12 protein-coding genes are annotated in these 20,044 nt (G+C 35.8%); 3 read left to right on the top strand and 9 right to left on the bottom strand.

Annotation, left to right across the window (positions count from 1 at the left end):
- The 3 genes from Q0L29_RS07860 to Q0L29_RS17560 all read right to left on the bottom strand — a co-directional run.
- Positions 1-690 (bottom strand): efflux RND transporter periplasmic adaptor subunit (locus tag Q0L29_RS07860; RefSeq protein WP_296620582.1); only part of this gene is annotated, 690 nt, incomplete at its 3' end.
- 35 nt (positions 691-725) lie between these two features.
- Positions 726-5,132, bottom strand: a complete 4,407-nt coding sequence (locus Q0L29_RS07865; RefSeq protein WP_296620584.1) for a CusA/CzcA family heavy metal efflux RND transporter — start codon at positions 5,130-5,132, stop codon at positions 726-728.
- Between the two features lie 301 nt (positions 5,133-5,433).
- Positions 5,434-5,754: a DUF6660 family protein gene (locus Q0L29_RS17560; RefSeq protein ID WP_367275765.1), complete on the bottom strand. Its 321-nt coding sequence runs from the start codon at positions 5,752-5,754 to the stop codon at positions 5,434-5,436.
- Positions 5,755-6,025: 271 nt separating this feature from the next.
- Here Q0L29_RS17560 and Q0L29_RS07870 point away from each other — a divergent pair, with 271 nt between their 5' ends.
- From Q0L29_RS07870 to lpdA, 3 genes are all read left to right on the top strand, one after another.
- On the top strand, positions 6,026-8,758 hold the full coding sequence (locus Q0L29_RS07870) for a 2-oxoglutarate dehydrogenase E1 component (protein ID WP_296620586.1): 2,733 nt from the start codon (positions 6,026-6,028) through the stop codon (positions 8,756-8,758).
- Between the two features lie 28 nt (positions 8,759-8,786).
- Positions 8,787-10,409 carry a 2-oxoglutarate dehydrogenase complex dihydrolipoyllysine-residue succinyltransferase gene (gene odhB / locus Q0L29_RS07875; RefSeq protein WP_296620588.1) on the top strand — a complete coding sequence of 541 codons (1,623 nt, stop codon included), beginning with the start codon at positions 8,787-8,789 and terminating at the stop codon, positions 10,407-10,409.
- A 115-nt stretch (positions 10,410-10,524) separates the two neighbouring features.
- Positions 10,525-11,928, top strand: a complete 1,404-nt coding sequence (lpdA, locus tag Q0L29_RS07880) for a dihydrolipoyl dehydrogenase (RefSeq protein WP_296620590.1) — start codon at positions 10,525-10,527, stop codon at positions 11,926-11,928.
- Between the two features lie 97 nt (positions 11,929-12,025).
- Here lpdA and Q0L29_RS07885 read toward each other — a convergent pair whose 3' ends face one another.
- The 6 genes from Q0L29_RS07885 to Q0L29_RS07910 form a co-directional block, all read right to left on the bottom strand.
- Positions 12,026-12,631, bottom strand: a complete 606-nt coding sequence (locus Q0L29_RS07885; protein WP_296620592.1) for a YkgJ family cysteine cluster protein — start codon at positions 12,629-12,631, stop codon at positions 12,026-12,028.
- Positions 12,632-12,713: 82 nt separating this feature from the next.
- A complete protein-coding gene (locus Q0L29_RS07890) occupies positions 12,714-13,973 on the bottom strand; it encodes a pitrilysin family protein (protein ID WP_296620594.1) in 1,260 nt (419 codons plus the stop codon).
- A gap of 44 nt (positions 13,974-14,017) precedes the next feature.
- On the bottom strand, positions 14,018-15,190 hold the full coding sequence (gene porV / locus Q0L29_RS07895) for a type IX secretion system outer membrane channel protein PorV (RefSeq protein WP_296620596.1): 1,173 nt from the start codon (positions 15,188-15,190) through the stop codon (positions 14,018-14,020).
- Between the two features lie 26 nt (positions 15,191-15,216).
- Entirely contained in the window at positions 15,217-18,594 is a 3,378-nt protein-coding gene (porU, locus tag Q0L29_RS07900) for a type IX secretion system sortase PorU (RefSeq protein WP_296620597.1), read from the bottom strand.
- Between the two features lie 41 nt (positions 18,595-18,635).
- Complete coding sequence (gene pssA, locus Q0L29_RS07905; RefSeq protein ID WP_296620602.1) at positions 18,636-19,319, bottom strand: CDP-diacylglycerol--serine O-phosphatidyltransferase; 684 nt, start codon at positions 19,317-19,319, stop codon at positions 18,636-18,638.
- Between the two features lie 6 nt (positions 19,320-19,325).
- Positions 19,326-19,970 (bottom strand): MBL fold metallo-hydrolase, encoded by a 645-nt coding sequence (locus tag Q0L29_RS07910; RefSeq protein WP_296620603.1) that lies wholly within the window; start codon positions 19,968-19,970, stop codon positions 19,326-19,328.
- Positions 19,971-20,044 lie beyond the last annotated feature (74 nt).

The following is a 20,044-nucleotide window of genomic DNA, read 5'->3' on the forward strand; positions in this document are numbered from 1 at the left end:
CATTTCGGTTTGAGGCTCAACATATTGCCCAATCTGCACTTTGACTTTTTCTATAAATCCGTTTATAGGACTGACAACGGGCACATACTGATAAATTTCACCATCCTGTATCTTTTCAACATTTAAACTTAATTGTTTCAATTGTGCTTCATAGCCTTTTACTTCTCCTTTCATGGATTGATAATTAGCTAATGTCTCTTGATAGGCTTTTCCTGAACCTACTTCTTCATCATAAAGTCGTTTTTGTCTTTGCGTCTCCTTTTCAAGATACTGAAACTGACTATAAGCTTTGATATAATTACTTTGAAGATTAATGAGATTAGGGTGAGATAAGTAAGCCAATACTTGTCCTTTTTTTACCTTATCTCCCTCAATTACTTTTATGCCTGTCACATTTGCCCCCAATATACCTGTAACCGTAGCTTCATGCTGTGGTGGAACTTCTAACTGTCCATTGGCTTCTACAATTCCAGATAGGCTGCGAGTAGGTAATGAATCAACTTTAATCCCCAAGCTTTCAAACTTAAGATTGGACAGGTGTAAGGGTGACATTTCATTTTCTTTGTGGGCTGATTCTTCTGCTGGTTTATGCTTTAGCTTATTTTCCTTTTCGGTTGATTTACTATCACATCCTACAATTGCTATCCCAAAAAGGAATCCTGCCAGAATATATATAATTTGATTTCTCATTTCTTTATGTTTTTTAAATCCGATGATTTTATGACTTATTCTGATGTTTTTAAATAATATTCTAATTGATAGCGACTATCTAAATATTTGCCAAAGGCATTCCATGAATCCACTTCTATACTTATGGCATCTCTAATATTTTGTAGAAAAGAAACATAATCGATAGCTCCTTCACGATAAGCTGCAATTGCACCTTTCCGTTGTTCAGTAGCCAGTGGCAATGCCTCATCCCGGTAATATTTCCAAGAGTTATACCATTTCAGATATTGTTCTCGAACACTATTGTATTGAATATTCAATTCCAATTGGGTTTGTTGTAAATTCTGCTCGGCAATATCCTTTTGAATTTTGGCAGATTGCGACCTACCTAGTTCCGGTCCAAAAAACAATGGAATCTTAATCCCTACCTGATAGGTATAAAATCCAGACTGGCCAGCAATTTCTTGTCTACCGTATTGCCCTTGCAATTTCGGAAGAAACTGTGAACGCCTTTCCCTAATAGTCGCATCTGCCACTTCAACTTCTTGTTCTGAAATATCTAAGAGTGGATGACTTCTTAAGGAATCTGCTACAAAATTAAGTGGTTCATCTAATTGCTCCGATGGAATATCAGCTACAGTAAATAGTGTATCATTAGCAAACCAAAGGTTGAGGCGTTGCAGGGCACTTAAGTAATCTCTGTAAGCCTGCTCTTTTTGAATTTGCACTTTGTTGGCCTGATTCGCAGTCGCCAAAAACTCGAGCTTAGACGTGGCTTCTGTTTCCAGTTTAATTTTAGCCGCTCTTTCAATATCCATAAAAATGGAATCTAGTTGCTCATACACTTCAAACGTATTTTTTGCAGCATAAAGCATTCCCCAGACAGTACTTACCGCACGCTCCAACTCAATAATCGATAGCCCAAGTGCTTTCTCAGCTAATGCCACTTGTTCTTTCTGCAGGTTAAGTTTAGAGGCTATGCCAAATACATCAATATTCTGCTGCTGAAAGCCAATTGTAGTATACACGCCATTTGAACCATTACCCGCTTCTTCTCTGCCCGTATAAATCTGAGTATTCCCCAGATCCCAGGCTGTTTTCTTTAACGCTTCCTGTTTTTCAATTTCTAACTGAGCTGACCGAATTTTAGGATAATTTTCAACTGCTTTTTTCTTAGCCTGCTCTAAAGTGATTTTAGGAAGGGAATCCAGCTTAAGTTGTTGTGCATTAGCTGTACTTGAAAAACCAAATAATCCACTACAAACCACCAAAACCAATAGTATATTAGCATTTGGTGCGCTCAAAGCTTTTCTCTTATCCCTTCTACCTTCCACTAAAGTGTATAAAATTGGCAAAACTACTAGCGTTAGCAATGTGGCTGTAAGCATACCACCAATTACCACGGTCGCCAGTGGCCGCTGTACTTCGGCACCTGCACCTGCAGAAAATGCCATGGGTAAAAATCCGAATATATCGGTTGTTGCTGTTAACATAATTGGTCTTATTCTTTCTTTTGTACCGGTGAAAATACGATCCTTAATGCTCGAAACCCCTTCTAATTTTAGAGAATTAAATCGATTAATTAATACTAAGCCGTTTAGCACAGCCACACCAAAGAGCACAATAAATCCAACCCCTGCAGAAATACTAAAAGGCATATCACGTATCCAGAGTGCAAAAATTCCACCAATTGATGCCAGTGGAATAGCCATGTAAATCATAATAGATTGTGAAAATGATTTAAGCGCAAAGTAGAGCAAAACAAAAATTAGGAATAGTGCTATAGGCACTACTATCTTCAAGCGAGTTTTCGCCTGTTGTAGGTTTTCAAATTCTCCACCATAGGTAATGTAATAGCCTGGTGCCAAATCAAGTTCGGCTTTAAGTTTTTTCTGTATATCCTTTACAACTGATTCTACATCACGACCTCTGGCATTCACCCCAACATAAGTCCTCCGGAAGGTGTTATCTCTAGAAATCTGCATGGGTCCAGGCACATAACTAATCTCAGCTACCTCTATTATAGGGACTTGGGTTCCATTTGGTAGGTCAATGTACATAGTGCGTAAATCATCAATACTTTGGCGATGTGCCTCATCGAAACGAATGACCATATCGAAACGCTTTTCTCCCTCAAAAATCACTCCTGCAACACCTCCAGCAAAGGCAGAGCTTATATATTCATTTACTTTTTTAATGTCCAATCCGTATTGAGCAATCTTTTTCCTGTTAAAATGAACAGTCATTTGAGGCAAACCTGAAGTCCTTTCCGAGTTCACATCCCCTACTCCGGGGACGGTTCTTATAATCTCGGCCATCTCTTGTGCCTTTTCTGCCAATACATCTAAATTCTCGCCATATAGTTTAACTGCTACGTCTTCACGAACACCCGTCAACAACTCATTAAACCTCAATTCAACGGGTTGACTAAAAGCTAGATTCACTCCTGTAATCTCCTTACCTAACAGTTCCTTTATTTCCACTATTAGTTCTTCCTTAGTCTCTGTAGTCGTCCATTTGTCCTTATCTTTTTCAAGAACAATTATTATATCTGCTATATCCATGGGCATGGGATCAGTGGGAATATCTGGTACACCAATCCGCGCAACAGCAGTTTTTACTTCCGGGAAATTTTCGAGAAGCAACGTCTCGATTTTTTTAGACACCTCAACTGATTCACTAAGCGCACTTCCTGGGCGGATCAGGGCTTGCATCGCAATATCACCTTCATCTAACTGCGGCACGAATTCTCCTCCCATTCGGGAAAAAGTATATCCAGCTATACCTAATAATGTGATTGCCACGACAATTACCATTATTTTAAACCGAAGTGCACCTTTCAATAACGGAAGAAAAGTATTATGGATTGCTCCAATGATCTTATCACTTACTTTCTCCAATCTGCGCTCAAATTTTCCAAACCAGTTCTTCTTATTTTGGATAGGCTTCATGAGAAGTGCTGACATCATTGGCACATAGGTTAAGCACAAAATAATTGCTCCAATCATGGCAAATCCAAAAGTATAGGCCATAGGCTGAAACATTTTACCTTCTACACCTGTGAGGAATAATATTGGTGCGAAAACGATCAGAATAATTATTTGACCAAAAAATGCAGAGCTCAGCATAGTACTCCCTGCATCATAGGCTACTTCATCCATTAGATCCTGATCAAATTTCACGTGACCAGAACGTACACGTTTTTGTATTTCATAAACTGTGCCTTCAATGATAATCACTGCACCATCAATGATAATACCGAAGTCAATGGCGCCTAAACTCATCAGATTAGCCCAAACTCCAAATTGCTTCATTAGAATAAAAGCAAATAGAAGTGAAAGAGGAATAGTTGTAGCTGTAATAATTCCTCCACGCACACTTCCTAATAATAAAACTAGCGCAAAAATTACAATGAGCGCACCTTCCACTAAATTATTTTTGATTGTACTGGTTGTTCTATCTATCAACTCGCTTCGGTCAAGATAAGGAGTAATCTCAAGACCTTCTGGTAGAGAATTTTCTATGCTCTCCATTCGTTCCTTCACTCGCTGGATCACGGCATTTGGATTAGCGCCTTTCAGCATCATTACAATTCCACCAACAGCTTCTTTACCATCTTTTGAAAAAGCTCCGTAGCGCACTTGATTACCAAAATGAACTTTATCAGCAACATCACCGACTGTAATAGGTATACCGTTTTCATTTTTTATCATGATTTCTCTGATGTCGGCTAAGGACTGTATCAGTCCCTCCCCTCTAATGAAGTTGGCCATGTGGTTTTTCTCAATATATGCTCCTCCGGTATTTACATTATTATTCTTGAGTGCGGTAAAAATCTCATTGATAGTAATATTGTTTGCATTGAGCTTTTCAGGATCAATAGCAATCTCATATTGCTTCACCTTACCACCTAATGCATTCACTCCAATGACTCCATCAATTAATGTAAGCTGACGCTTAACTATCCAATCTTGGATGGTGCGAAGCTCCGTAAGTGAATAAACCGAATCATACCCAGGCTGTGGATTAATGGTATATTCATAAATACCTCCCAATCCAGTGGTAATTGGACCCATAAAAGGGCTCCCGAAATTTTCCGGAATTTTCTCCGCTACTTCATTAAGTTTCTCCTGTACCAATTGTCGGGGTTTGTAAATCCCCATTTCATCTTCAAAGACAATAGTTACAACGGAAAGGCCAAAACGAGAAACCGATCGAATCTCATTTACTCCAGGTAAATTACCCATTGCCAGCTCAACAGGGTAGGTGACAAACTGCTCAATATCCTCTGTGGCTAGATTAGGCGATACCGTCATCACCTGCACCTGATTGTTGGTGATGTCTGGGACAGACCCAAGATTGAGGTTGTACATGGAGTATGTCCCAACTCCTATGAGCGCCAGCGTTAGCAGACCCACAATAAATTTATTCTTTATGGAAAAAGAAATGATTTTATTAATCATAAGACTTTTAATTAGTTATTTCGAAAGAGAAAATGCGGTCATTATCTATTCTGAATTTGTATAATTGATACCAACTCAATAGAAATTACCAATACCTATTTCAAGGTTTTAATTGATTCTCCTTTCTTTCTATTTTCAATTAATCAATTTAGATTATCCTCACTCTGATATGAATAAAGGAACCTTTTAGATATAAAGGATTGAGTAAAAATGCTCAATGAATTGGAATTGAGGCAGTCCGTAAGCTTTCTAAATCAAAAAACTTAGCAAAAGGACGCACTTATCCTATTGAGCAAAAATCTTATGATCGAGGGGGTTTTAGGAAGTCAAAGATTTCAACACTTCTGAAATCTTGAAAATACAAAGTGTAAGAACTCAATATTTTATTTGGATGTGAAAATGGAATTTCAGCAATAGGAAAGAAATGTAAATGGCAACAATGACATACGCATAGAGGAGAACAGGAATCTTCTTCCTGATTATGTTCATGGCTTTGATTTTCGCTTGCCAAATCACTAAAAGAAATTATCTCTTGCTCACTGGGCATTGATTTAGCATCAGAGCAAGGAATCCCGCATAGCGCAATCATGTAAAAACTCAATATGTAACATAAAACTTTCACTTTGGCAAATGTAGGGAATTAATCTATGCAAGGGTATTGCAATAGCCGATCATTTTTCCTGATTAGGGTTTCAGTTATGCATTAACAGTTTTAACAATTAAAAAATGAACTAGTAAATTCAAATATCATGAGCACTAACAAAACTGAATTTAGACCGTTTATAGAAGTCAAATGCTTGATAATCTTTATAAATCGTATAATCGTTTAAGCAATTTTTGTAGTCTTTTAGAAGTGTTTATATTTGCTTATCGAAAAATAAACCAATTCCATAATGGATAAATACACATATATTGCCAATGCACATGGCAACTACATAGAGGAACTTTACCAATCATATAAAAACGATCCAGAATCAGTTGATGACTCTTGGCAGAAATTCTTTGAAGGTTTTGAATTTTCACAAAAGGAATTTGGAGAAAATGGGCAAGCTACTGAAACAAGAGTCTCTTCTAAAGAAACTCAAGTCAGAAACTTGATTCAAGCTTACAGAATGCGTGGTCATTTGAAATCAAAAACCAATCCTGTCAGAGATAGAAGACCTCATGACGCTAGAATCAGTTTGGAGGAATTTGGACTCAAACAAGAAGATCTGAAGGAAGAGTTTTCTATAGGCCAGGAAATAGGTATAGGGAAAGCAAGCCTTAAGAGTATAATTGAGGCTTTAGACAAAATTTATATTGGATCCATAGGATTTGAGTATATGCATATTCGCGACCCAAAAATCGTGGATTGGTTTATAGATCAAGCTGAAAGCTCTAAAGGAGACTATCAGCCAAAATTAGAGGAAAAGAAAAGAGTTCTATCTAAATTAAATGAGGCAGTAGTTTTCGAAAACTTCCTTCACACAAAGTTTTTAGGGCAAAAAAGATTCTCATTAGAAGGTGGTGAAAACACTATTCCATTTTTAGATAAAGTCATCAACCGTTCTTCCGAATTAGGTACTAAAGAAGTCATAATAGGGATGGCGCACCGTGGTAGGCTAAATGTATTAGCCAATATCATGAATAAAACTTATGAGCAGATTTTCTCTGAGTTTGAAGGTAGTACTGATCCTGATTTAACCATGGGGGATGGTGATGTGAAATATCACATGGGGTATTCAAGTTATGTAGAAACCTCCAATGATAAAAAGTCTTACGTTAAATTAACTCCTAATCCTTCTCACCTAGAGGCTGTAAATTCAGTGGTTTTAGGATATACACGAGCTCAAATTGACGATGAATACAATGAAGATGTTAATGCCGCATTACCAATCTTAATACATGGCGATGCAGCAGTAGCCGGACAAGGAATTGTTTATGAAACTACTCAAATGTCTTTATTAGAGGGTTATTCCACGGGAGGAACAATTCACTTCGTTATTAATAATCAAGTTGGTTTCACTACTGACTATGACGATGCTCGTTCTTCAATTTATTGTACTGACATTGCCAAAATGATAGATGCCCCAGTATTACACGTTAATGGAGATGATGCTGAAGCCGTTAATTTTGCTGCAAATCTAGCTGTAGAATACAGACATAAGTTCCAGAAGGATATTTTTATAGACCTTTTGTGCTACAGAAGACATGGGCATAATGAAAGTGATGAACCAAAATTTACTCAGCCGAAGCTGTATAACAAAATTGCAAAGCACCCTAACCCAAGGGAGGTTTATGTTAAGAAATTGACTGAGAGAGGTGATTTAGACAATGACTCAGTTAAAAAACTGGAGAAAGACTTCAAAAAGCAACTTCAAGATAGGTTAAATGAAGTAAAACAAAAACCATTACCATATAAACCTCAAAAAATTGAGGAAGAATGGGAACAATTAAGAAGAGCCAAATCAGATGACTTTTTGGAGTCTCCTGATACTTCCATCTCACAAGAACTGGTAGATAAAATAGGTGAAGCTTTAACTACCTTACCAAAAGGTTTTAAGCCACTTAAACAAATAGATAAACTTTTAAAGGAGCGCAAGAAAAATTTCTTTGACGAGAAAATGCTTAATTGGGCAGATGCCGAATTACTTTCCTATGGATCTTTACTTTCAGATGGCAACATTGTAAGAATGTCAGGTCAGGATGTAAAAAGAGGTACTTTCTCCCACAGACACTCTTATTTGTTTGACGCAGAAACTAATGAGCCTTATTGCAACCTGGATCATATAGACAAAAACCAAAAACAGAATTTCAAAATTTACAATTCATTATTATCTGAATTTGGTGTTTTAGGTTTCGAATATGGATATGCCATGGCTACACCAAGTGCTTTGGTAGTATGGGAAGCTCAATTTGGCGATTTCGCTAATGGAGCCCAGGTTATGATTGATCAATTCATCACTTCAGCCGAAAGTAAATGGCAAAGAATGAATGGGTTGGTAATGTTATTGCCACATGGTTATGAAGGTCAAGGTCCTGAGCACTCTAATGCCAGACCAGAAAGATTCCTTCAATTAGCGGCTGAGGAAAATTTGATCGTAACCAATATTACGACTCCTGCTAATCTTTTCCATATGTTTAGAAGACAAGTAAAATGGGAATTCAGAAAACCATTGGTTCAATTTGCGCCTAAGTCATTACTACGTCATCCAAAAGTAATCTCTCCAATAAAAGAATTTACGGAAGGCAAATTCAGAGAAATATATGAAGATGATTACGTTACTAATAAAAATGTAAAAAGAGTGTTGTTATGTACTGGTAAAGTTTATTATGATTTACTGGAGAAACAACAAGAGGAAAAAAGAAAGGATGTTGCAATCATCAGGATTGAACAATTACATCCATTCCCAATGAACCAAATTGATAAAGCATTGAAAAAATTCAAAGATCCGGAAATATTCTGGGTACAAGAAGAGCCTTCAAATATGGGGTATTGGACTTATATGCTAAGAACTATAGCTAATAAAGCAGGTTTACAGCTGATTTCAAGAAAATCAAGTGCTTCACCAGCTACAGGTTATTCTAAAGTACACAAAGCAGAACAAGAAGCTTTAGTTGAAAAAGCTTTTGATATAAAGAAATAAAATTTTTTAAGACAGAATTCAGAGAAACATGAGTTTAGAAATAAAAGTACCGGAAGTAGGCGAATCAATCACTGAAGTGACCATTGCCTCATGGTTAAAAAAAGATGGCGATTTTGTTGAACAAGATGAAATCATCGCAGAACTGGAATCAGATAAAGCAACATTCGAATTGCCTGCTGAGATTTCCGGTGTATTGAAAATTAAAGCTCAGGAAGATGAAACCGTAGAAGTAGGTGCAGTCATTTGTGAGATAGATGAAGATGCCGAAGGCGGTGAATCTAAATCTGAAGACAAAGTCGAAAAGAAGTCTGAAGAGAAAAAAGAAGATAAGAAAGAAGATAAATCCGAGTCTAATGAGAAAAAGAAAGAGGGTTCTTCTTCCAACAGCGGTCCTAAAAAGACAGGTGAAGTTCATGAAATGGTAGTTCCTACAGTAGGTGAATCTATCACGGAAGTAACCATAAGCTCTTGGCTTAAATCAGAAGGCGATTATGTAGAAATGGATGAAGTAATTGCTGAAGTTGAATCTGACAAAGCAACTTTTGAATTACCAGCTGAAGCGGATGGATTTCTACAAATTGTAGCAGAAGAAGGCGATACCATAGAAATCGGAGCTACCATATGTAAAATTGAAGTAGCAGAAGGTAGTGCCCCGAGCGAATCATCATCAGAGAAAAGTTCTTCCGAAAGCGATTCGAGTTCTGATTCTAAAGAAGAAGGTAATGAAACTTATGCTACTGGTCACGCCTCTCCCGCTGCAGCTAAAATCCTAAAAGAAAAAGGAATTGACCCATCTAATATAAAAGGAAGCGGGAAAGACGGTAGAATCACTAAAGAGGATGCTGAAAACGCAGAAAAACAGAAAGCGTCTAAGTCAGCAGAAAAAGAAAATAAATCATCTGATTCAGGAATTGAAACTGAAAAATTACCTTCCCCAAGTGATAGTGGAAATCGTGAGCAAAGAAAAGAGAAAATGTCAAGCTTGCGTAAGACGGTAGCCAGAAGATTAGTAAGCGTGAAAAATGAGACTGCTATGTTGACCACTTTCAATGAAGTGGACATGAGCCCAATCATGGAAATCCGTAAAAAATATAAAGAACAATTTAAAGAAAAGTATGAGGTTGGATTAGGCTTTATGTCCTTCTTCACAAAAGCTTGTACTTTGGCATTGAAAGAATTTCCAGCTGTTAATGCTTCAATCGATGGAAATGAAATGGTTTATAGCGACTATGTAGATATGTCGATTGCTGTTTCTTCTCCAAAAGGTTTAGTAGTTCCAGTTATCAGAAATGCTGAAAAGCTTTCATTTAATGAGGTAGAAGCAGAAGTTATAAGATTAGCCAAAAAAGCTAGAGATGGTAAATTGAGTATAGATGAAATGACGGGAGGAACTTTCACGATCACTAATGGTGGTATTTTTGGCTCTATGCTTTCAACTCCTATTATCAATGCGCCTCAATCGGCCATTTTAGGAATGCACAATATAGTGGAACGTCCGATGGCGGTGAATGGTGAAGTACAAATTAAACCGATTATGTATGTAGCCCTTAGCTATGACCACAGAATCATTGACGGAAAAGAATCCGTTAGCTTCTTAGTTAGAGTAAAAGAGTTGTTGGAGGATCCGACTAGATTGTTGCTCGGAATTTAAGAGTAGTAAGTTTTAGATTATGAGCTTTCAGTAAACTTAAAACCGTATCAATTAATAAATTTAACCATTCTGTGAATTAGAAAATGCAGATTTGCAGAGATAACTAATCAAAGAAATGTCAAAATACGATGTAATAGTAATTGGATCAGGACCTGGTGGATATGTGGCAGCTATTCGCTGTGCACAGCTAGGAATGAAAACCGCTATAATTGAAAAATACGATACGCTTGGTGGAACTTGCCTAAATGTAGGATGTATTCCTTCAAAAGCGTTGCTTGATTCTTCTGAGCATTATCACAATGCTGAAACTACTTTTAAAGAGCATGGTATTAACCTTAGCAACTTAAAAGTAGACATCAAGCAAATGATTAACCGCAAAGCAGATGTGGTTAAGCAAAATGTTGAGGGTATCGCTTATTTGATGAAGAAAAATAAGATTGATGTACACACGGGAGTTGGTTCATTTAAGGACAAAAACACTGTGGTTGTCACTAAATCTGATGATAAAAAAGAAGCGCTTAGTACTGATAAGGTGATCATTGCAACAGGTTCAAAACCAGTTGAATTGCCATTTGCAAAGTTTGATAAGAAAAGAGTGATCAGTAGTACTGAAGCTTTAGAATTAAAAGAAGTGCCTAAGCATTTAATTTTAATTGGAGGTGGTGTTATTGGCCTTGAATTGGGTTCAGTATATAAAAGAATTGGCTCTAAGGTGACCGTGATTGAATTTATGGATAGCCTTATCCCAACTATGGATGGCACTATGGGCAAGGAGATGAAAAAGAGTATGAAAAAGCTCGGAATGGATTTGAAACTGAAGCATAAAGTCACCAAGGTTGAAAATAAAGGTAAAGAAGTTGATGTTACTTTTGAGACTGATAAAGGCAAAGAAGAAACTATCAAAGGAGATTATTGCTTAGTAGCAGTAGGAAGAAAACCTTATACTGAAGGCTTAAACCTTGAAGCTGCTGGACTTAAAGCAGATGATAAAGGAAGAATATCTGTTGATGATGATCTGAAAACTGAAGTTGATAATATTTATGCAATTGGAGATGTAGTGAGAGGTGCAATGTTAGCTCACAAAGCAGAAGAAGAAGGAGTTTTTGTTGCTGAAACCATGGTAGGTCAAAAACCTCACATCCATTATAAATTGATACCAAATGTAGTTTACACTTGGCCTGAAGTGGCTGGGGTTGGTCACACTGAAGAGGAATTGAAAGACGAGGGTAGAGACTACAAAACAGGCTCTTTTCCTTACAAAGCATTAGGAAGAGCCAGAGCGAGTGGTGACATGGAAGGCTTAGTAAAAGTAATTGCTGATAAAAAGACTGATGAGATTTTAGGTATCCATATTATTGGAGCCAGAGCAGCGGATATGATTGCTGCTGGTGTAACGGCTATGGAATACCGCGCTTCAGCAGAGGATGTTTCCCGTATGTCTCACGCACATCCAACTTATATGGAAGCAGTAAAAGAAGCTTGTTTGGCGGCTACTGATAACAGACCGATTCATATGTAATTTAGATTTTAGACTCTAGATTTAAGATCTTAGACAAAAAAATAAGAAACCCTAAAGATTGCTCTTTCGGGTTTCTTTTCTTAAGAATTCATAAAATTTATGCTACTCCTTTTCCAACTGGAAATTCTCTGTAAGCATAATACTGCATAACAGCTTCTAAAGCTGCTTGAATGGCTTCATTGATAGGCAACATATCTTTAGCTAATCTAAAATCTATTTGCATGAGGTTTTGGTAGTAATCCGTAAAGACTGGAACTTTAGATTTTGATTTTAGCATTTCTACAGCTTTCTCATAATTTTCAGCTTGATTTTCCTTAATCAGTTTGCAAGTAACCATTCGAAGTTCGCCATATTTATCTTTCCCAGCCCCATAACCAAATAATCTACAAATTAAACCTCTGAACTGATATTCTCCACAATGGCCGTGATTTGGATCATCTACTGAAAGAGGTTGATAGACCATACAATTGAGAGATTGATTTTCTTCCAATTTTTGGTGCATTTCATCAGCCTTCCCTTGAGAAAACCAGTGAAAAGCTAAAGGTAGAAACTCAAGTGGTGATGCTTCAATATCTGTCTTATTACAGCATTTCCCGCAACCAGAAAAACAAAATATACCGGATTCTTTACGGAATTCAGAAATCTCGTTATCAAGGCGTTTGAATAATTTTTCAACCGCTACTACCTTTTGTTTTATTGTCATATTTAAGATGCAAATGTATAGTGAAAATCAATTACTTAATTCAATTTACTCCTAAATATTTTTAGGAAAGAATAAAAGTTGATTAGGCTACTTTCACCACACAATACTTCTCGGAAAAATATTTTTTACTGATCTCTAAAATACGCTTAGCTGAAATATTGCGGATACTATTAACATAGGCATCGAAATAATCTAAATAATCTGCTCCTTCTGAAAGCTTGGATTTATAATTTTCGGACTGGTGGAAAACCGTATCTAAACTACTTGCAATTTTACCTAACATATAGTTTTTAATGGTTTCTATTTCCTCTTCAGGAACCAAGGTTGTTTTTAGCTCCTCGATTTCTTTGTAAACTTCGGCTACGGTATCTTCAATATGATCAATTTTGACATCTGCCCCAATGATATGAAAATCTAAATGCTTATAATTAATTAGAACGGAGTAAATCCCATAGGTATAACCTTTATCCTCTCTAATGTTTTTCATTAATCGCGAACCAAAATACCCTCCTAAGATTTCATTTGCAATGGACAAATCAAAATAATCAGCATGGGTCCTGGGAATCGAGATCGCCCCCATTCTTATGGATGCCTGAACTGAACCTTCCCTTTTAATTAAATCATCTTCTATTATTGGAGATAATTCACTTTTATAATCACCTTCAAAGCTTGAATATTCTAGCATTCCAAAATGCTCCTCGAAAAAGCTTAAGATATCTTGGTCAAAATCTCCAGCTGCTATTATATCAGGCTGGATAGAAAAATATTTATCAAAATAATTCTCTACATCTTCTTTCTTTATATCATTCAAATACTCTTCTTCTAAAGTAGATGAATATGGCGTTCCATTTAAAAGCTTTTTTCTTAAACTTTTGGTTGCGATCAAAGCATTCTTCTGATTGTTCACCCTTATTTTCTGCAACTGTTGAAGCTTGATTTTCTCAAAATCCTCAGGCTCGAATAAAGGCTCTGTAATCGCACTTTTTAAAACTGGTAATAATAAGTTGACATGCTCTTTCAGGCACAATAAACTTACTGTGGTGTAATCATAATCAACCGTCACATCAATATGGGCACCGTAGTGGTCTAAAAGCTCTTGCAGTTCGCTTCCGGGATAGCTTTTTGTGCCTTCCACCATCGCTTTAGCACAAATTAAGGATTCTCCCGGCTTTTCATCATTGACCTTTCCTGCGGGGAAAAGAATATCTAATTTCAAAACAGGATTGGTATCATCATGAAGGATATGAACAGACAACCCATTGGACAACTCCTTTACTTCGGGTTTTGTCAAGGACAAATCTTTTAACATAAAGGAGCCGGGTGCTACTTGTCTATTGAGCATATTAGAGAATATATTTTAAAATGATTAGAAAGTTAAGTGAAGATTTACTCCACTATTGAAGCTTTTGCCATTCCTAAGCTTTCAAACTTAAAGACTGCAGTAAATCTAAGCGTTTCTGCCAAGGGATTGTTTCGTTTAGTTGGGATTAAGTACGAAAAATCTAAGCCAAGCACTTGATAACGGAACCCTAGGCCTGCAGTAAAATATTGACGACCACCTTTCGATAAATGCTCATAAAAATATCCAGTACGCACTGCAAAAACATTATTATACCAATATTCCACACCTGAAGATATAGTGATTTCTCTTAGCTCTTCTGAAAATCCACCTGGGGCATCATTAAATGAGCCAAACATACCTTCCAATAATGTGGCCGGAATTGTATCTCCTTCATTAGGAGTAGGCACCATCAGCTTATTAAAATCCAATGAAACGGTTAATTTGTTATATGGGTCTAAGGAAGTAGTAAAAGCAGAACCAATTTTTAAATTAATAGGTAAAAATTGCTCATTGTCATCTCCACTATAAGATACTTTATTTGAAATATTTGCAATTTGCATACCTGAAGAAAATTCAGAGTCCTTACCATTAAAAAGAAGTTCTTTTGTATAAAATATTCCTAAATCTACCCCTAATGCAGTTGCAGGGCTTGGGTTGGACTGGTTATTATTGGTATAATTTCCAAATAAATTTGACCTTGCAAATTTACCAGTCAGTGAAGCACTTAGATTATCACTTAGTTTTCTAGCATAAGCAGCAGAAATTGAAAAATCTTTAGGTGAGAAATCAGTTCCAGCAATCCCATTATCAGTGAAGAAAATATTTCCTAAATCAAAATACTTCATTGAAATCCCAACAACTTGTTCCTTACTGATTTTATAATATCCACTTAAATAAGATATTGACATATCTGTTACTCCTATACTCATAAGCCAAGGAGAATAAGATATAGATGCTCCTATTTCATTTTCTACGAATGCTAATCGCGCTGCATTCCATTGCATCGCATTGGCATCGGCAGATAATGCCACTCCAACATCGCCCATTCCAGCCGAGCGAGAATCTGGTGAAATTAAAAGAAAAGGCATAGCAGTTGTAATCACATTTCTGTCATAATCTTGCCCTGAAACCGTAGTAGGAGGACCCGTTATTTGCCCTATAGCTGCGCTTGATATGAATGTTAAAGCGGAAATAAATATTAATTTTGCTGCTCGCATTTTATCTTGGTTTACTTCAAATATACTTAATAGATTACAATTAGCTTTTTAAATTGGTCAGTTTTTGCATTATCTTCTACAGAACGTAGAAAAACCCTGACAAAATATATTCCAGGTGAAAGTTTTATTCCATTTTTATCCCTCAAATTCCATACGTCTTGTCGGAAGTCCTCTTTTGTTTGGTAGCTATGTGTATAAATTAACTGACCTTGATGGTTGAGGATTTGATAATTAAATTCCACCTTTTCATTTTTTCTGTTTTGTCTTAATCTAAAATTAACCTCACTACTTGCCGGATTAGGGAACATAGTAAAATCTAAAATTGAAAATTGGTCATTTCCAACCACTTCAAATTCAATTGTTGATTTTGACTTATTGTTAAAAACATCAAGAGCAGTCACTGTCAAATAATGCTTACCTTCAGATAAATCAGATATGTTATAATTGATTGTTCCTTCCTGATAAGAATCAAGATTATAGTAGAAAAAATCATTTAACTTGGTAGCCTCATTACCGTCCAATGAATACGTAATCCCAGGATTAACACTGCTATTTGATATACTTATACCATGCTCATCAAATAGATCAACAATTAACTCAACATTGCTACCCGTTTTATCTCCTTCTTTAAACTCTCGATCATTTAAGAAAATTGTAATATCCGGACCAATATTGTCTTGATTTGTCATTAAGCTGCTACCACCGATTGAAAAACTATCGTCAAATCCACTTGCATCCACCAAATTTTCTTTCTGCTTTGCATATAAGCTAAACTTACCTTTATCAATTTTATAATCGATTTCTTTAGGGACATAAAAAGTAAAAGAGAAATCTCCATTATTTACAGTTGATTTTCCTCTATATAATATTTGGTTATAAGTCAGGAAATTAAATTCATCTTCAGAAGGGTCAATAGTTTTATCTTCTATAGGTTTATCATAAAACTCTGCGGTTAATTCCCCCACAAAATTATTTAACTTTTGTCCAGAGGGATTTTCAACTATACCACTAACTGTAATCATGGACATACTATTTAGAGTATCTGTTTCCCCATTTTCATTGACCACCTCTTCAATTCTTAAATTATTTTTCGGTTCTGCTAAAGTCACTGCAGGATCTCCAAGAAGAATGAAGTTTCTGTTTTTCACCCCTACAATTCCAGAATTCTTAGTATTCTTTATGATGTCTCCCAGTTTCTGAGGATTTCCTCCCTCAGATTTAAAAACATTCTCGAAAAATGAACGATTGAGTGTGGCATTTGAGCTTGATTCAACAGGACGTGAAGTTGTCAATAAGGCAATTGCTCCTCCATCTGCTTTAAGCAACATCTCTTGAGCGCCAGAAACTATATTAGGATTATCAAATCTTCCGTATTCGCAAGTAGCCGTAACAAATAGCGGCAACTGATCCAAATTATTCCAGTCATTCACCATACTTTTGGTCAATATCGATTCATTAGTCCAGCTATTTTCCGATCCATGACCAATATAGTTGACTATCAAGGCTCCTTTATCAACCATCTCATTGATGGCTTCCCTCATTTTAGGAGATCGCTGCGTACTGGCAAATACTTCTTGTTCAAAAGCACCTAAATACAGCTTATTAATATTATAAAAACCGAAATTATCAATTACGTAATCGCTTAAAATTTCTGAATCTCTATGGAAAATATTACCATCTTCATCATCTGCTATAAAGTATATGTCATTTCTCCATCTATCAAAAACCTGAGGGCTACTTTCATAATGAATAATTTTATTGATGGCATCCTTAGCCTCTCTTTCTGTTTTTGCAGGAATTCTCCCTATCCCAATATCCACATCATCAACATTGTCAAATTTTTCTTCCCAAATCCCTTCATTTTCATCCATAAAACCAAAAAAATCATCAGATGCATAAGTAAAAACTGGATGGAGAGAATTTCTGGATTGATAAACAGGTAACAAATTAGTGTTATTAGCTACTCTGTCTTTATAATCATAGGATGAAGCACCCAACATTAGCACATATTTCAATTTATCGGGATTCTTTTCATAATAATATTTGATATAGTTTCGAATTGCTGATACATCTCTTCTACCAGAACCAAATTCATTGAAAATCTCACTGATCCTCGCTACCTCTACTTGATATCCATTATGATTTCTTCTGAAATTAGCTAATTGATTAGCTACCTGATCAAAACCATCGTATGCTATTATAAGATAATCAGGACTACTGCTTGTTTTTACATTCTGCGTTTGAACCTCCTTAATAAAAAACACCTCATGAGCAGTAGACTCCTCAAAAACTACAAATTTTCTTTCTCCAAAATCCTCTGATTGGGTAAAATTATAGCGTTGATCTTGAATACTTATCTCTTTATATGAGAACAAATCACTGACATCCCATACTGAATGAGAAGAAGTGAGTCCATCAAATTTCAATTGGTAATTTCCTGTTTTTTGAAACTCTCGATTTCTTATTACTATTTGTTTATCAGATAAATTCAGCATTTCAGGAACTGTAAGAAAAAGATAATCCAAATATCCATCAGAACGCCCGGCACCTAAGGCCTCATGAGTTAGCTGAATATTGATTTCTTGCCCTGATAAAAGTGATGTAGTAAGTGTAGAGTAATTTTTTACAATTTCCCCTTTCTGCCTGTATGGAAAGATGGAGAAATCTGAAACCGTTGCCATCTCCTCTGAAGCCAAATCAAAATCATTAAGTCTTATATTCAAATTAGCTGGATTGAAAGTTTGCGCCATGTAATGGGTAGTGAGCGATACTTCCTTTGCCTCGGCCAACTCATGGGAAAGCTGAAATGAAAAGCCTTGGGATTTGTTTATACTGAATGATTCACCAAACCAATCCCGACCCGAACGCAAGATGTTAGTTTGATCAATTTCATGGAAATAAACAGCATCAAACCAATCGATCGTTTGATCTACTTGAGTTTCGTTAGAAGCTATAGTTTCAATTTGATTTATTTCATCTGCATTAAAGTCTATAAAAAAATATAAAGAATCACTGTAGAGATTATTGCTGTACCGATAAGCTTCCTCCTCAAAATCATAATTAATATTTTGAACTGCATCAGAATAAAAATAAATAACTTCTCCAGATTCAAAACTACTATTTTGATTGGCATCGATTTTTATTGGGAGTGGCTGTGGGTCATATGGATAGTCAATGGCATTGGATTGAGGGATATGCCCGCCAGGCATTCCATAAACTTGAATTCTGTTAGGGTTAATTTCTTGAGCATTTAAACCGATTGATTCGATCAAAGATAAATCAATTTTATGCACTCCCTCATGAAGAGTAGCTACCTTTATAAGACCATCTTTTTGTAATATAGATTGGCTACTGAGGTAATGACAAGTATAAATGGTCAATATAATACTAAGGAAATATTTCATTAATTATTGTGAATCAATGATCTAACAGCTTTTTATTCGAATTAATTTCTTGAGAACAAAGTAAACTTAATCATTGATAATAAAATATAAAGCAGGATAACGACAGGTATGGCTGAAAATTGAAATATACTAATTAAAATTATTGCCATTATGATAGTTAAATATCTGAAAATATTCTCTTTGAAGTTGAAATTTTTAAACTTCAGGGCTATCATTGGAAGTTCAGCAACTAATAATAAAGAAAATACTACAGCTATAATGAGTAAAGCGGGTGTCGTAAATAAAAAGCTTATCATTTCCATATCCCCCAGAAAAAAAAGAAACCCAATAAATAGAGCATTGGCAGGAGTTGGCAAACCAATAAATTCTTCTGATTGCCGAGTGTCAATATTAAACTTAGCAAGCCTAAAAGCTGAAAATACTGCAATTAAAAAAGCTGCAAAACTTAAAATACCTGCATCATTCATTTGCAATAGCTGAAAAAGAATATAAGAAGGTAAAAAACCAAAAGTCACCATATCGGCCAAAGAATCTAATTGCTTACCGATTTCAGAATGTACTTTGAGCAGTCGAGCCAGCATACCATCTAAAAAATCGAAAAACGCAGCCAAAACAATGCATATAGCCACTGATTCAAAATCAAATTGACTGGCAAAATAGACACCAACCGCACCAGTGAAAAGGTTTGCTGCTGTAATGATATTTGGAATATTTTTTTTAATCATTCTTACTTATTTAATAGCACAAAATGGATTTGTAGCTTTTTCTTTGCCCAAAGTTGTTTCAGGTCCATGCCCGCAATATACTTTTACATCATCATGATATTTAAAAAGCTTATTTTGAATACTGTTTATCAAGGTATCATGATCGCCACCGGGAAGATCAGTTCTTCCAATACTGCCATCAAATAAAACATCCCCTCCTATGAAAACCCTTTCCGCTTCATTCATAAAGCCAATATGACCTGGTGCATGACCAGGCAAGAACAAGACTTCGAATTCAATATCACCAATTTTATGTATATCTCCTTCTTTTAAAAAATGTTCCGGCTGACTAGGCTGATAATTAGCAAAACCATAAGTGGCAGAATAGCTTGGAACAGCTTCTAGAACTGCTAAGTCTTTTTCATGCATATACAATTCAACACCAAACTTATCCTTTACAAAAGCATTACCTAAAACATGGTCAATATGGCAATGGGTATTAATTAATTGCTGAACTTTTAATCCTTCAGATTTAATAAAATTCACTAACTCATCCTGCTCATAGCCTTCATAACATCCTGGATCAATAATTGCTGCATTTTTGTTTTCATCATAAACCACATAGGTATTTTCCATAAATGGATTAAAAACAAATTGCTTTATGTTTATCATATCGTTAAAGTTTGATGCAAATTTGCTGAAATTAAAACTGTTTGCCTAAAATAAGGATTATTAAATAAGGCTTT

The organism is Marivirga sp., assembly GCF_024636815.1.
Classification (GTDB): domain Bacteria; phylum Bacteroidota; class Bacteroidia; order Cytophagales; family Cyclobacteriaceae; genus Marivirga.